This is a genomic window from Sphingobium sp. TomTYG75 (assembly GCF_054771635.1).
Genome location: NZ_BSRE01000001.1, coordinates 1,616,221 through 1,629,115, shown reverse-complemented (window position 1 = coordinate 1,629,115; position 12,895 = coordinate 1,616,221). Strand labels below are relative to the sequence as shown.

The following is a 12,895-nucleotide window of genomic DNA, read 5'->3' as shown; positions in this document are numbered from 1 at the left end:
CGAATCCGCGTGACTTTGGCGGTTTTTCTGCTATGTGAGCCCTGAACAGATTTTAGGGACTCACCATGGCTGACAATCCGATGCTGAAATTTGTGGGAACGGGCCAAGCCTATCCCGAGAAGCGTTCGGCCCACGATCGCGCCGACGATTTCCTGGAGATCAGCAGCAGCTTTCTTCTGGAGCGAGCGGAAGAGCAGGCGGCGCGTTGCTCGCAATGTGGCGTGCCTTATTGCGCGACGCATTGCCCGTTGCACAATCATATCCCCGACTGGCTGCGCCTGACGGCCGAGGGACGGCTGCGCGAAGCCTATGAGCTGTCGAACCTGACCAGCACGATGCCGGAGATCTGCGGCCGCATCTGTCCGCAGGACCGGCTGTGCGAAGGCAATTGCGTTATTGAGTTTTCGGGCCATGGCGCGGTCACGATCGGCTCTGTTGAAAAGTTCATCACCGACACCGCGTGGAAGGAAGGCTGGGTTGAGCCGCTGGTTCCTGGCAAGCCGCTGGGTCAGTCGGTGGGCGTGATCGGGGCGGGTCCGGCGGGCCTTACCACCGCCGAATATCTGCGCGTCGCGGGCTATGAGGTGCATGTCTATGACCGGCACGACCGCGCGGGCGGGCTGCTGACCTATGGCATCCCCGGCTTCAAGCTGGAGAAGGACGTCGTCATGCGCCGGGTCCAGCGCCTGAAGGATGGCGGTATCATCTTCCATGAAGGTTTCGAGGTCGGCCGCGATGCGTCGATGGAAGAGTTGCGCAGCCGCCATGACGCCATCCTGATCGCCACCGGCGTCTACAAACCGCGCGACATCAAGGCGCCGGGGGTCGGCGCGCCGGGCGTGGTCAAGGCGCTCGACTTCCTCATCGCTTCCAACAAGGCCGGGTTCGGTGACGCAGTGCCGGAGCATGAGGACGGATCGCTGCACGCCAATGGCAAGAAGGTCGTCGTCATCGGCGGCGGCGACACGGCGATGGACTGCGTCCGCACGGCCGTGCGTCAGGGCGCGACTTCGGTGAAGTGCCTCTATCGCCGCGACCGGGAGAATATGCCGGGATCGCAGCGCGAGGTGCAGAATGCCGAGGAGGAAGGCGTCGAGTTCGTCTGGCTTTCCGCGCCGATCGCGTTTGAGGGCACGGAACATGTGACCGGCGTCAAGGTGACGAAGATGCGCCTCGGCCAGCCCGACGCTTCGGGCCGCCGCGCGCCGGAGGCCGATCCGGGCACTGAACACACGCTGGACGCTGATCTCGTCATCAAGGCGCTAGGCTATGATCCCGAAGAGTTGCCGAGGCTGTTCGGCGCGGAGGATCTGTCGGTCACCCGCTGGGGCACGCTGCGTGTCGATCACAAGACGATGATGACGTCGATGGACGGCGTGTTCGCCGCTGGCGACATCGTGCGGGGCGCTTCGCTGGTCGTATGGGCGATCCGCGACGGCCGTGATGTGACCGAGCATATGCACCGTTATCTGAAGGCGAAGGCCAAGGCTGCGGTCGGCGAGAGACAAGCGGCATGAGGCTGATTGCTATCCCCCTGGCCCTGGCCTTTGCAGTCGCACCAGCGAGCGCCCAAACCGGCGACCGGCTGGCCGCCCTCGCGGCTGCGCGCGACCTGCTGGTGGCCACCGACTTTGAGCGGCAGATGGAACAGACGGGTCTGGCGATGGCTACTACTGCTTTCGAACATAATGTCGTCCAGCAAGAATCGAAGTTGGGCATCACCATGCCCGCCGATCTGAAACAGACATTACGCCGTGTCGTGAACGAGGAACTGGTAGCGATGCTTGCTGATATGAAGCGGACGGCGCTCGATGACGCGGCGCAGATCTATGCGGATTATTTCAGTGCAGCAGAGTTACAACGCTTAGCCGTCCTCCAAACTGATCCTGTGATGCGCAAGGCGCAAAGTGTCATGCCACAGATGATGCCGCGACTGGCGCAGATCGGCCTTAAGGCATCCAGCGAGCATCAGCCTGCTCTGGAGGCCAAAATCAAACAAGCGGTCGAAGAGTGGGCCGCGTCACAGAAGATCAAGGGAAGTTCATCATGACCACGGAAAGCGAACGCATCCGCCTCGCGCGTGAAGGCATGTACCGCCCAGAATTTGAAGGCGATGCCTGCGGCGTCGGCCTTGTCGCCGCGACGGATGGCCGGGCGAGCCGCCGCGTGGTCGCTTCGGCGATCGATGCGCTGAAGGCCGTGTGGCACCGTGGCGCGGTCGATGCGGATGGCAAGACCGGCGATGGCGCGGGCATTCATGTCGACCTGCCGGTGCGCTTCTTTGACGATGCGATCGCGGATTCCGGGCATAAGCCCCTGCCCAACCGGCTGGCCGTCGGCATGATCTTCCTGCCGCGCACGGATTTGAGCGCGCAGGAGACCTGCCGCACGATCGTCGAATCCGAGATCATCGAGGCGGGCTACACCATCTATGGCTGGCGTCAGGTGCCGGTCGATGTGTCCGTCATCGGCGAGAAGGCGCAGCGCACCCGTCCCGAGATCGAGCAGATCATGATCGCCGGGCCGATGCCGGAGGAGCGCGATCAGGTCGAGTTTGAAAAGGACCTCTACCTCATCCGCCGCCGGATCGAGAAGAAGGTGATTGCCGCGCAGATACAGGATTTCTACATCTGTAGCCTGAGCTGCCGGTCGATCATCTATAAGGGCCTGTTCCTCGCGGAGTCGCTGTCGGTCTTCTACCCGGACCTGCGCGACGAGCGGTTCGAAAGCCGGGTCGCGATCTTCCATCAGCGCTATTCGACCAACACCTTCCCCCAATGGTGGCTGGCCCAGCCGTTCCGCACGCTCGCGCATAATGGTGAGATCAACACCATTCGCGGCAACAAGAACTGGATGAAGAGCCACGAGATCAAGATGGCTTCGCTAGCCTTTGGCGATCATTCGGAGGACATCAAGCCGGTGATCCCGGCTGGCGCGTCGGATACCGCCGCGCTCGACGCCGTGTTCGAGGCGATCTGCCGGTCTGGCCGCGATGCGCCGACGGCGAAGCTGATGCTGGTGCCGGAAGCTTGGCAGGCCGCTGCTGGCGAAACGCCACAGGCGCATGTCGACATGTATGAATATCTCGCCTCCGTGATGGAACCGTGGGACGGCCCCGCCGCGCTGGCGATGACGGATGGCCGCTGGGTCGTGGCGGGCGTCGATCGCAATGCGCTGCGGCCGCTGCGCTACACACTGACCGGCGACAACCTGCTGATCGTGGGGTCGGAAACCGGCATGGTCGTCGTGCCCGAAACCACCATCGTCAAGAAGGGCCGCATGGGTCCCGGGCAGATGATCGCCGTCGATTTGCAGGAAGGCGCAATCTATGACGACCGCGCGATCAAGGACCAGATTGCGGGCGAGCGGCCCTATGCCGAGTTGATCAAGGACTTCATGAAGGTCGGCGATCTGCCGCAGACCGCCAGCGCCCTGCCCGCGTGGGACAAGGCCGAGCTGACGCGCCGCCAGGTTGCCGCAAACCTGACGCTGGAGGATATGGAGCTGATCCTCGCCCCGATGGTCGAGGATGCGAAGGAAGCCGTCGGATCGATGGGTGATGACACGCCGCTGGCCGTCATTTCCGACAAGCCGCGCACGGTCAGCCATTTCTTCCGCCAGAATTTCAGCCAGGTCACCAACCCGCCGATCGACAGCTTGCGCGAACGGCATGTGATGAGTCTGCGCACGCGCTTTTCCAATCTGCACAACATATTGGAGCAGGATACGCAGAACAGCCATGTGCTGGTGTTGGAATCGCCGGTGCTGGTCTCGTCCGAATGGGCGCGGTTGAAGGCGCATTTCGGCCCGGCGGTGGCGGAAATCGACTGCACCTTCCCGGCGGAAGGCGGGCAGGAACAGTTGCGCTCCGCGATCACCCGCATCAGAGAGGAAGCGGAGCAGGCTGTGCGCGAAGGCTGCACCGAAATCTTCCTGACCGACGAGCATGTCAATGCCGACAAGGTGGCGATAGCGGGCGTGCTGGCGGCGGCGGCAGTGCACACGCATCTGGTCCGCAAGGGGCTGCGCAGCTACGCGTCGATCAACGTGCGGTGCGCCGAAGCGCTCGACACCCATTATTTCGCGGTGCTGATCGGCGTCGGTGCGACCACGGTGAACGCTTATCTCGCCGAGGCCAGCATTGCCGATCGCCATGCGCGCGGCCTGTTCGGCGATTTGACGCTGGAAGATTGCTTCGAACGGTTCCGCACGGCGATCAACGAAGGCCTGCTGAAGATCATGTCCAAGATGGGCATTGCGGTCATCAGCAGCTATCGCGGCGGCTATAATTTCGAGGCGGTTGGCCTGTCCCGCGCGCTGGTCAACGACCTGTTCCCCGGCATGCCCGCCAAGATTTCAGGCGAAGGCTATGCGTCGCTGCATCATAACGCCGTGCTGCGGCATGAGGCAGCCTATGACAGCGCGGTGGTGCGCCTGCCGGTCGGCGGCTTCTACCGTCAGCGCAACGGCGGCGAGAGCCACGCTTATTCGGCGCAGCTGATGCACCTGTTGCAGACGGCGGTCGGGACGGACAGCTATTCGACCTACCTGCAATTTTCGCGCGGGGTGCGCGACTTGCCGCCGGTGTACCTCCGCGACCTGCTGGAGTTCAACTTTGCCCGCGAGGCGGTGCCGATTGACGAGGTTGAGGCCACGACCGAAATCCGCAAGCGGTTTGTGACGCCCGGCATGTCGCTGGGCGCGCTGTCGCCGGAAGCGCATGAAACGCTGGCGATCGCGATGAACCGGATCGGCGCAAAGGCTGTGTCGGGCGAAGGCGGCGAGGATGCGGCCCGCTTCAAGCCCTATGAGAATGGCGACAATGCGAACAGCGTGATCAAGCAGATCGCGTCGGGCCGCTTTGGCGTTCATGCCGAATATTTGGGGTCCGCCGAGGAGATCGAGATCAAGGTCGCGCAGGGCGCCAAGCCCGGCGAAGGGGGCCAGCTGCCCGGTTTCAAGGTGACCGAGTTCATCGCGAAGCTGCGCCACTCGACGCCCGGCGTGACGCTGATCTCGCCGCCGCCGCACCATGACATCTACTCGATCGAGGATCTCGCGCAGCTCATCTACGACTGCAAGCAGATCAACCCGCGCGCGCGGGTGTGCGTCAAGCTGGTGAGCCAGGCAGGCATCGGCACGGTCGCGGCGGGCGTGGCGAAGGCGCATGCCGACGTCATCCTGATCGCGGGTCATGTCGGCGGCACCGGTGCTTCGCCGCAGACGTCGATCAAATATGCTGGCACGCCGTGGGAAATGGGGCTTTCCGAAGCCAATCAGGTGCTGACGCTCAATGGCCTGCGCCATCGGGTGAAGCTGCGCACGGACGGGGGCCTAAAGACCGGGCGCGACATCGTGATCGCGGCGATCCTGGGCGCGGAGGAGTTCGGCATCGGTACGCTGTCGCTAGTGGCGATGGGCTGCATCATGGTGCGCCAGTGCCACAGCAACACCTGCCCCGTGGGCGTGTGCGTGCAGGATGAGAAGCTGCGCGAGAAGTTCACCGGTACGCCGGAGAAGGTCATCAACCTCATGACCTTCATCGCCGAGGAAGTGCGCGAAGTGCTGGCGCGGCTGGGCTATCGCAGCCTGGACGAAGTGATCGGGCGCACGGAACTGCTGAAGCAGGTCAATCGTGGTGCCGAGCATCTGGACGACCTCGATTTGAACCCCATCCTCGCGAAAGTGGACGCGCCTGATGACCAGCGGCGTTTCAGCCTGACGGCTTGGCGCAACGAGGTGCCCGACAGCCTGGACGCGCAGATGATGCGCGATGCCAAGGCCGTGTTCGAGCGGGGCGAGAAGATGCAGCTGACCTATACGGTGCGCAACACGCATCGTGCGGTTGGCACCCGTCTGTCGGCGGCGGTGACCGAGCGGTTCGGCATGTCTGCCCTAGCGGACGGGCACCTGACCGTGCGGCTGCGGGGGTCGGCCGGTCAGTCGCTGGGCGCGTTCCTGTGCAAGGGCATCACGCTGGAAGTCTTTGGCGATGCTAATGATTATGTGGGCAAAGGCCTGTCGGGCGGCACCATCGTCGTGCGCACGACCGTTTCCTCGCCGCTGACGAGCAAGGACAACACCATCATCGGCAACACCGTCCTCTACGGCGCGACGGCGGGCAAGCTGTTCGCGGCGGGACAGGCGGGTGAACGCTTCGCCGTCCGCAACTCGGGCGCGCAGGTGGTGGTCGAGGGTTGTGGCGCCAATGGCTGCGAATATATGACCGGCGGCACGGCGGTGATCTTGGGGCGCACGGGCGCGAACTTCGGCGCGGGTATGACCGGCGGCATGGCCTTCATCCTGGACGAGGACGGCAGCTTCGAACGGCGCGCCAACCCGGAAAACATCATCTGGCAGCGGCTGGAAAGCGCCCATTGGGAAGCGCAGCTAAAGGCGCTGATCGCCGAGCATGCGGTCACGACCGACAGCAAATGGTCGAACACGATCCTGGATGATTGGGATCGCTGGCGGCGTCATTTCTGGCAGGTTTGCCCCAAGGAGATGGTGCACCGGCTGACCCATCCTTTGAGCGATGCAAGCGCCGAGGTGGTGGCTGCGGAATAGGATGAGGGGGAGGAAAGGCAGAGCGCTTTCCTCCCCTTTTGCTTGGGTCAGCCAGTGCGTCGGGCCTCTGCGCTGCCTTGCCTAATAGGGAACGGGTGAAACGGCAGGCGCAGAATCGAATTTCGCGCCATTGCCTTGCGCCAGTTGCGTCGGCTGCGGCTGCGCATCGTCACCGTTCGCAAACCGGTCTATGTTGGCTGGCAGTCTGTGCATCGGCGATGGCGGGGCATCCTCAAGCGGTTGCCAATCGTCGGCTTGCTGATCCTGCGCTTCATAATGCTGCACAACCGGATCATCATAGCCGCTCCAGCCCGCAGTCATGCTTGCCATTTGCCGGTCTGCGAGGGTCGGGCCGCACCCCTTGCAGTTGATCTCCTCAGGCCCGGCGAGATCGGTGCTGCTTTCCGATTGCGCGACCGAGATAGGTGACGCGGGATAGGAGGAGGATTGCACATCGGTGAAGGACAGCCGTGGCGGCGTCGTCGCGTAGAGGCCAAGGCCTAGCCCACTGACCAACGCGGCCCCCGCGCTCGCCAAGCTGAACAACCAGAAACGGGGGGACATGCGACCTTCTCCTCTTCCGCGCTCGCCTGAATCATCGCCAACACCCGGCAAAAGAAACGCACATGAAGATCGGTTGTTGCATGGGTCCAAGGCCTTTGCTAAGGGCCGCCTCCTACCAAGGCACCGGCACCGCCGGTTTCCCTTCAGATGTGCGGTCGTGGCGGAATTGGTAGACGCGCAACGTTGAGGTCGTTGTGGCCGAAAGGCCGTGGAAGTTCGAGTCTTCTCGACCGCACCATTCAGTTTGACAAGGTAACTAATTTTCGCCTTCGGGCATGCTGCGCCTGAGGAATGGCGCAGTTCTGAAGGGTTTGCCGGCGTGGTTTTTGGGCACGTGGGTCAGAGATGCTATCCTCGCATCTGCTCAGGCTGCGTAGTTTTCAACCTGATCTAGAATTTATCTCCGCAACCCTATTGCCGATTTTGTTGCATCGTACGATGGTCGCGGCGGAGCGGCAGCTTCCGGCTCCCGCTGCCCGGAAAGTCGCCAGTCAGCAAACGGCCATCCCAGAATGGAGGAGTTGAAAAAGCGGATGGTCCGCAGCTAGGGCCGGAAATTTGGCCGCCGAACGGCTACAAAGGGTCAAACTCAGCGAATTACGCCTCGGCGAGCGCTTCCATTACTGCATCGAGGTCGCCCCTGACGACGATGTAATGCCCCTTTTCGAAATTAATGGCGCTGGCTTGATCAGTTCCTCTGTAACGTCGAACAAAGCTGACACGGTCTGCATTAATCGCGAGGACATCGCCATCGGGCGTCTCGAATTTGATGTACCCGTTCATGGAATTTCCGCCTCAGGGCCGGACGGAGCAGATCCGCCGCCTTTCTTGGCTTTATGCTTCGCAAGCAATTCGTCCAGTTCCGCTATACGGATGCGCTCCGGAGTATCCTTTGCAAGGCCTTTCAGCCTGCATTCGGCCCACAGGCTTCGGCGTTCCGACTCCAATGCCTTCTGATACAAATCGGCCATACTGTTCTCCAGAATTAGCGTGGATGCTGCGTGTCGGCACGTTGCCCTGAGCAACTCGCCCTGGACGGTGCGCGTCGGGCATCCTCGCAGCCCTCCTGTAGGAGGGCTGCATCAGCTATTTATTTCGAGCTTTGCGCGCAGCGTAGCGAGCATCCCGAGCGGCTTTCATTTCAGCAGCGCTGGGGGGCGTCAGCCTGGCGGCCTTGAGTGCTGCCGCAGCCTCAGCGGCGGCTTGTTTTTCAGCTTCCGCCGCCTGCTCGGCCGCTCTGCGTTCCGCCTTTTGAGCTTTGGCTAAAGCAGCGGCTTCAGCCTTGGCCGCCCGCTCGATTGCAATTGCTTGATCCTGCGCTTCGCGCGCTCGGCGCCGTTCCGCCATAACTGCCTCGTCGATGGGCGGCTTGGCTTTCAGTGCATCCAAGGCCTTTTGCTTGGCCGATCCTGCTGCGGCAATACGGTCTTGGAACGAGGGAGCTTTATAGGAAGGCAATGTTTATCCTTGAACATTCGATTTAGATGACGCACCGCGTGTTGCAAAGGCACGTCGTATTTGCCGTTGAAGCCAGAGCCGCTAGCAAAAAACCTTCTTGATCTCAAGGTCGCGAGATTGCGCGATGCGAATGCGATCCCTTCGGTCTGATCCGCACTGCCGCTTTCTGACCACCGATCTTCCATTCCCTGGGTCCAGGAGGTCATGACTCCTGTTATCGAACGAGGGACTGTAGCGCCGACAGTCCGCCCAATCAGCGTTGCTTCTTCGCGATGGTCGCCGTGAAGTCCGGATCCTTCTTCGCCACCCAGTCGACGAATTTGCGCACGTTGTGATTTTCCAACAGGCCCGCCACCTCCATCCCGTGGCGTTGAAGTTCGGAATTGGTGAAGTTGGCAATCAGCGTCTGCTGGCAAATGGAGTGCATCGGCACGACATCGCGCCCGCCGCGGCTCTTGGGTATGGGGTGATGCCAGACGATGGTCTTGCCGGTTGGTCGGCCGCACAGCCAACAGGGCACGGGGGCTTCAGGAGCCTCATCTTCCTGTGGGAGATGGTCATAGGGATCGTATTTCGAACGCTTGCGGGCCATGGGTCGATTTAACCGCCTGATTGTCTGTCGGCTATAGCGATGCGCACTGCTGCATTATTCGGGCAAGTATATCGCTCCGCGCCTTGCCGAGAACTGGAATGGGAAACAGCGATGACGGATTCATTGAAACCATGGGACGGAGAACAGGTCCGCATGTGGCTGGAACGCCGGATTGAGGCGTCAAGGCTGGATCAGGCGGCGGCGGACCGGCGCGGTTATGAGGCGCGCGACGACTATGACAAGGCCGCTGCCGAAGAGTGGGTTTGTCGCGCGCTCAGGCATGGCGATTGCCCCCAAAAGCAGGCCGCGTTCGCCAATCGCCTTAAGGAACTGATCGGCCAGGACGAATATCCGGCGACGAGCATCCATGACGATATACGGTTCGAGCGGCATGTTCGCAGTCACCTCAGGAAGCTGGCCAGGATGACCAAGGCGAATGAGGGGTTCGGGAAGACGCTGCACTATCAGTGAAGGGGGTGAAGTACCGACATCTGCATGCTAGGGGCGAACCATGTCCAATATCCGCAGCCATGGCGGCACAGTCGAAATCGACGGATTCAAATATGACTGGGAACTGCTGAGCGAGCCCCAGCTATCCTCTGGTGATGGCTGGAAGGGCATGACTGTCTCGTTGCGTCAGCAAGACATGCCGCGCGAGGCCATACTGGAATTTCCTACGCCCAAGCGCCTGATGAAAGGATTGCCGAAAGGGCGTTCCCACATCAACGACACGATTGCCGCACGGGGCGTGCGGGCGGCGTTATTGGCAGGATGGGATCCTGCGTCACGAGGTAAAACGATGATTTTCACAGTCGATGCCAACGGCGACTAGGGGCGATAGTCAAAGCCATATGAACGGCCGCGATCCCTACATCTCCGCTCCGAACGCGTCAGTCCGAAATCGGCCAGTCTTGGGCATGCAGAATGAAGAAGCAGACCGACCGCAGTTGAGAACGGAAAATTAGCGGCTGAACAACCGGGATGGGTCGGAAGCCCCTGCGAGCTCATGGGGTGGACCGTCGCTCCCATTTGATGCGCCAGACGTCCGCGTCGTCGTGCGGCCGGCCTGAAGCGCGAATAGATGGAAGAACGCGTATCAATTCCGGTGGGGGTCTGGACAAACCATCCTCGCAGAATTGACCCGGACGGTCTTTAGGTCACCGGGGTTACCTGAAGCGATTGGCTTTGCATCTCGACACTGCCGTAGCTGGTAAGGAATGACACGTCGGCGGCATCGCGGCCGACGCCGATCTTCGCCATCGTGTCGGGCGTAGACATGCCCGTCGGATCTATCATGTACCAGGTGTTGTCGAGGAAGACTTCGGCCACAGCGTGGAAGTCTTGCGGTTCCACGCCGATGCCGTAAACGCTGCAGAAGCGCGCAGGGATGGCGCTCGCCCTTGTCATGCTGATCATCAGGTGCGCGAAGTCGCGGCAGACACCATCACGCGAATGGTAGGTGTCCATGGCACCGGTTGCTGCGGTCGAGCTGCCCGCCTCGTAAGTCAGATTCGCCGCGATCCAATCACGGATCGCAGCCACGCGCTGCCCGCCGATGGTGTCACCGAACAGGTCAGAAACGATCGGCTGAAACTCGTCCGAGGCGCAGTAGCGAGAGGGCAGGATGTACTCGATTACCTCACCCGGCAAACGGTGCGGGGGCACCGCGTCGAACTGGGCGATGTCGGCCGTCAGCCGGTTGATCTCGACCATGGCGTCGTATCGCACAGTCAGCTGACCCTGGGTGCGCAGCCAGATTCGGTCGCCGATGGTGTCGTGCCCCGCGATACGTGCAAAGTGTTCCGTTGGCGGCAGCTGGATGTACGCGTCGAGCACCCGCTGTTCAGGGATGATCGCCGCCTCCAGCTGCAGCAGCAGATCGGCCTTTTCAGGCACGTAGTAGTTGAGCTCGGTCGAGATCGCGATCTTCATGGGAAGTCTTTGCTTTACGAGTGCTTCGCCGCACAAAGCCTGAGGCGCTCCTCAGCTCCTTCGGCGACGAATTAATTCTGGTAAAAGGGGCTTGCGGGCACCGCAGCGTAGGGCAAATCTCGTGTGATCTATCTGCTGAATAACGACCTTTCCGTGGATTGATTCCATCGCGCCAACGTCTGTAGTCGATCGCCGTTCGGTACATGATATATGTCTGCAGCGATTAGTGGATCAGTTTTTCCACGTGCCGGAGCTTGTCGGGGTTCCGCATGACATAGATCGCTTTCACATGGTCATTTTCAATGAGCAGAGCTGTCGTCTGCAATATGCCATCTGCCTCGCGCGTGACAAAGCCGGGCAGACCATTCACGAAAGCCTGCTTGACCAACTCAGGATGACCGCACCGCAGGCGAAAAATCGCGGATAGTCCGCGCAAAACCTCAACGGCGCCATCGAGAATACGACCTGCGGCTGGACGTCTGCCGCCCCCATCGGAATGGAAGCGCACATCGTCGGCGAGCAGTGAGCCGAGCTTTGCGGCGTCACCAGCCCGGGATGCTTCGTAAAAGGCTTCAACGATCGCCAGTCCATGGTCGCGTTCGACAGGAAATCGCGTTCGTTCGCTGCGTACATGCTCTCGCGCACGGGCTGCAAGCTGGCGGCAGGCGGCAGCGTCTCGGCCGACGGACCGGGCTATATCATCGAAGCTCTCACCGAACAGGTCGTGAAGCAGGAATGCCGCTCGTTCGAGTGGGGAAAGGCGCTCAAGCGCAAGCATGAGGGGGAGGGTGACATCATCCAGCGGTTCCGCCTCCACGATCGGGTCGGGGAGCCAGGGCCCGATATAGTCTTCCCGCCGCACCCGCGCGGACTTGAGGTGATCGAGGCAGAGGCGTGTCACCATGCGGCGGAGAAAAGCGGCGGGGACGCGCACAGCTTGCCTGTCGGTTCTGGCCCAGCGGATGAATGCTTCCTGCAGCATGTCCTCCGCATCGGCCATCGAGCCGAGCATGCGATAGGCGACGCGCAGCAAGGTGGCTCGCTGCGTGTCGAAGCTGGTAACGCCATCGTCGATCAAGACGGCCAGCCGAGCGCGGGATCGTAGAGACGGAAGCCTACAGCCAGACGGTTCCAGCCGTTGATGATATTGATCGCCAGCGTCAGTTGCACTTGCTCCTCCGCGCTGAACTCCGACGCCAGCTCAGCATAAACATGGTCAGGTGCCCGCTTCGTGGCAACTTCCGTTAGATGGTCGGTCCAGTCGAGAGCTGCCCGTTCGCGGGCGCTGTAGCATGGCGCCTCCGCCCACGCACCGAGCAAATAGATGCGCTGCTCCGTCTCGCCCGCTTTGCGTGCATCGGACGTGTGCATGTTGAGGCAGTTGGCGCAGCCGTTGATCTGGGAGACACGGATCTTAACCAGTTCCAGCAGGCTTTTTTCGAGACCGGATTTCTCCACCTGCATCGACAGATCGTACCAGGCTTTGAAAAGAGGCCCGCCAGCGGCGTAGACATCAGCGCGGTCATTCATGTGTCGGATCCTTTCATCGCTGTTGGATACCGTCATGACGAGGCAGAGGATGGCCGTGTGACATGCTCCGCATTTTTTATCGGCTGTTCATTGTCATCTTCCGTGTGAGCGTTGTTCTGGCTACGTCGAGTGTCTGCTTAAGAGAATGCAAAGTTGATGGCTAAGTGACCGAAACGGGTGGGCGCCTCGTGGGGCAAAACACATAGGGCAGCTTTCAGCTGCCCAGTCTGCCCAGGAGCCACTCCTTAGAGG

Annotated in this window: 13 protein-coding genes and 1 tRNA gene; 6 read left to right on the top strand and 8 right to left on the bottom strand. The window is 61.4% G+C overall.

Annotated features, from left to right (window positions below):
- Positions 1 to 65: 65 nt before the first annotated feature.
- From ACYU81_RS08225 to gltB, 3 genes are read left to right on the top strand one after another with little or no spacing between them, the layout of a single operon-like run.
- A complete protein-coding gene (locus tag ACYU81_RS08225; protein ID WP_460987165.1) occupies positions 66 to 1,517 on the top strand; it encodes an NAD(P)-dependent oxidoreductase in 1,452 nt (483 codons plus the stop codon).
- On the top strand, positions 1,514 to 2,050 hold the full coding sequence (locus ACYU81_RS08220) for a DUF2059 domain-containing protein (RefSeq protein WP_460987164.1): 537 nt from the start codon (positions 1,514 to 1,516) through the stop codon (positions 2,048 to 2,050). Before ACYU81_RS08225 ends, ACYU81_RS08220 begins: the two co-directional genes overlap by 4 nt.
- Positions 2,047 to 6,567 carry a glutamate synthase large subunit gene (gltB, locus tag ACYU81_RS08215; protein WP_460987163.1) on the top strand — a complete coding sequence of 1,507 codons (4,521 nt, stop codon included), beginning with the start codon at positions 2,047 to 2,049 and terminating at the stop codon, positions 6,565 to 6,567. Before ACYU81_RS08220 ends, gltB begins: the two co-directional genes overlap by 4 nt.
- An 81-nt stretch (positions 6,568 to 6,648) precedes the next feature.
- Here gltB and ACYU81_RS08210 read toward each other — a convergent pair whose 3' ends face one another.
- Complete coding sequence (locus tag ACYU81_RS08210; protein ID WP_460987162.1) at positions 6,649 to 7,131, bottom strand: hypothetical protein; 483 nt, start codon at positions 7,129 to 7,131, stop codon at positions 6,649 to 6,651.
- A 151-nt stretch (positions 7,132 to 7,282) separates the two neighbouring features.
- Between ACYU81_RS08210 and ACYU81_RS08205 the strand changes: the two genes are divergently transcribed.
- A tRNA-Leu gene (locus ACYU81_RS08205) sits at positions 7,283 to 7,369 on the top strand.
- Positions 7,370 to 7,728: 359 nt separating this feature from the next.
- Here the strand turns inward: ACYU81_RS08205 and ACYU81_RS08200 are convergent.
- The 4 genes from ACYU81_RS08200 to ACYU81_RS08185 all read right to left on the bottom strand — a co-directional run bounded on the left by ACYU81_RS08200 (position 7,729) and on the right by ACYU81_RS08185 (position 9,181).
- Positions 7,729 to 7,914, bottom strand: coding sequence for a hypothetical protein (locus ACYU81_RS08200; protein WP_449470759.1), 186 nt, complete (start codon positions 7,912 to 7,914; stop codon positions 7,729 to 7,731).
- Positions 7,911 to 8,102: a hypothetical protein gene (locus ACYU81_RS08195; protein ID WP_449470757.1), complete on the bottom strand. Its 192-nt coding sequence runs from the start codon at positions 8,100 to 8,102 to the stop codon at positions 7,911 to 7,913. Before ACYU81_RS08195 ends, ACYU81_RS08200 begins: the two co-directional genes overlap by 4 nt.
- A gap of 115 nt (positions 8,103 to 8,217) precedes the next feature.
- Positions 8,218 to 8,589, bottom strand: a complete 372-nt coding sequence (locus ACYU81_RS08190; RefSeq protein ID WP_449470756.1) for a DUF6481 family protein — start codon at positions 8,587 to 8,589, stop codon at positions 8,218 to 8,220.
- A gap of 253 nt (positions 8,590 to 8,842) precedes the next feature.
- Complete coding sequence (locus tag ACYU81_RS08185) at positions 8,843 to 9,181, bottom strand: hypothetical protein (protein ID WP_449470754.1); 339 nt, start codon at positions 9,179 to 9,181, stop codon at positions 8,843 to 8,845.
- Positions 9,182 to 9,292: 111 nt separating this feature from the next.
- Between ACYU81_RS08185 and ACYU81_RS08180 the strand changes: the two genes are divergently transcribed.
- Both ACYU81_RS08180 and ACYU81_RS08175 read left to right on the top strand, forming a co-directional pair.
- Complete coding sequence (locus ACYU81_RS08180; protein ID WP_449470753.1) at positions 9,293 to 9,652, top strand: hypothetical protein; 360 nt, start codon at positions 9,293 to 9,295, stop codon at positions 9,650 to 9,652.
- A 40-nt stretch (positions 9,653 to 9,692) separates the two neighbouring features.
- Positions 9,693 to 10,013, top strand: coding sequence for a hypothetical protein (locus ACYU81_RS08175; RefSeq protein WP_449470751.1), 321 nt, complete (start codon positions 9,693 to 9,695; stop codon positions 10,011 to 10,013).
- A gap of 320 nt (positions 10,014 to 10,333) precedes the next feature.
- On the opposite strand, the gene ACYU81_RS08170 is transcribed toward ACYU81_RS08175, so the two are convergent.
- From ACYU81_RS08170 to ACYU81_RS08160, 3 genes are all read right to left on the bottom strand, one after another.
- A complete protein-coding gene (locus tag ACYU81_RS08170) occupies positions 10,334 to 11,113 on the bottom strand; it encodes a transglutaminase-like domain-containing protein (RefSeq protein ID WP_460987161.1) in 780 nt (259 codons plus the stop codon).
- Positions 11,114 to 11,336: 223 nt separating this feature from the next.
- Positions 11,337 to 12,188 carry a sigma-70 family RNA polymerase sigma factor gene (locus tag ACYU81_RS08165; protein ID WP_460988143.1) on the bottom strand — a complete coding sequence of 284 codons (852 nt, stop codon included), beginning with the start codon at positions 12,186 to 12,188 and terminating at the stop codon, positions 11,337 to 11,339.
- Positions 12,188 to 12,643, bottom strand: a complete 456-nt coding sequence (locus ACYU81_RS08160; RefSeq protein WP_460987160.1) for a carboxymuconolactone decarboxylase family protein — start codon at positions 12,641 to 12,643, stop codon at positions 12,188 to 12,190. The genes ACYU81_RS08165 and ACYU81_RS08160 overlap by 1 nt, the downstream gene beginning before the upstream one ends.
- Between the last annotated feature and the right edge of the window lie 252 nt (positions 12,644 to 12,895).

Coding starts and splice junctions, on each gene's coding strand:
- ACYU81_RS08185 (WP_449470754.1), bottom strand. CDS start 9,181: ATGGCCCGCAAGCGTTCGAAATACGATCCCTATGACCATCTCCCACAG.
- ACYU81_RS08200 (WP_449470759.1), bottom strand. CDS start 7,914: ATGAACGGGTACATCAAATTCGAGACGCCCGATGGCGATGTCCTCGCG.
- ACYU81_RS08220 (WP_460987164.1), top strand. CDS start 1,514: ATGAGGCTGATTGCTATCCCCCTGGCCCTGGCCTTTGCAGTCGCACCA.
- gltB (WP_460987163.1), top strand. CDS start 2,047: ATGACCACGGAAAGCGAACGCATCCGCCTCGCGCGTGAAGGCATGTAC.
- ACYU81_RS08225 (WP_460987165.1), top strand. CDS start 66: ATGGCTGACAATCCGATGCTGAAATTTGTGGGAACGGGCCAAGCCTAT.
- ACYU81_RS08170 (WP_460987161.1), bottom strand. CDS start 11,113: ATGAAGATCGCGATCTCGACCGAGCTCAACTACTACGTGCCTGAAAAG.
- ACYU81_RS08210 (WP_460987162.1), bottom strand. CDS start 7,131: ATGTCCCCCCGTTTCTGGTTGTTCAGCTTGGCGAGCGCGGGGGCCGCG.
- ACYU81_RS08195 (WP_449470757.1), bottom strand. CDS start 8,102: ATGGCCGATTTGTATCAGAAGGCATTGGAGTCGGAACGCCGAAGCCTG.
- ACYU81_RS08160 (WP_460987160.1), bottom strand. CDS start 12,643: ATGAATGACCGCGCTGATGTCTACGCCGCTGGCGGGCCTCTTTTCAAA.
- ACYU81_RS08180 (WP_449470753.1), top strand. CDS start 9,293: ATGACGGATTCATTGAAACCATGGGACGGAGAACAGGTCCGCATGTGG.
- ACYU81_RS08175 (WP_449470751.1), top strand. CDS start 9,693: ATGTCCAATATCCGCAGCCATGGCGGCACAGTCGAAATCGACGGATTC.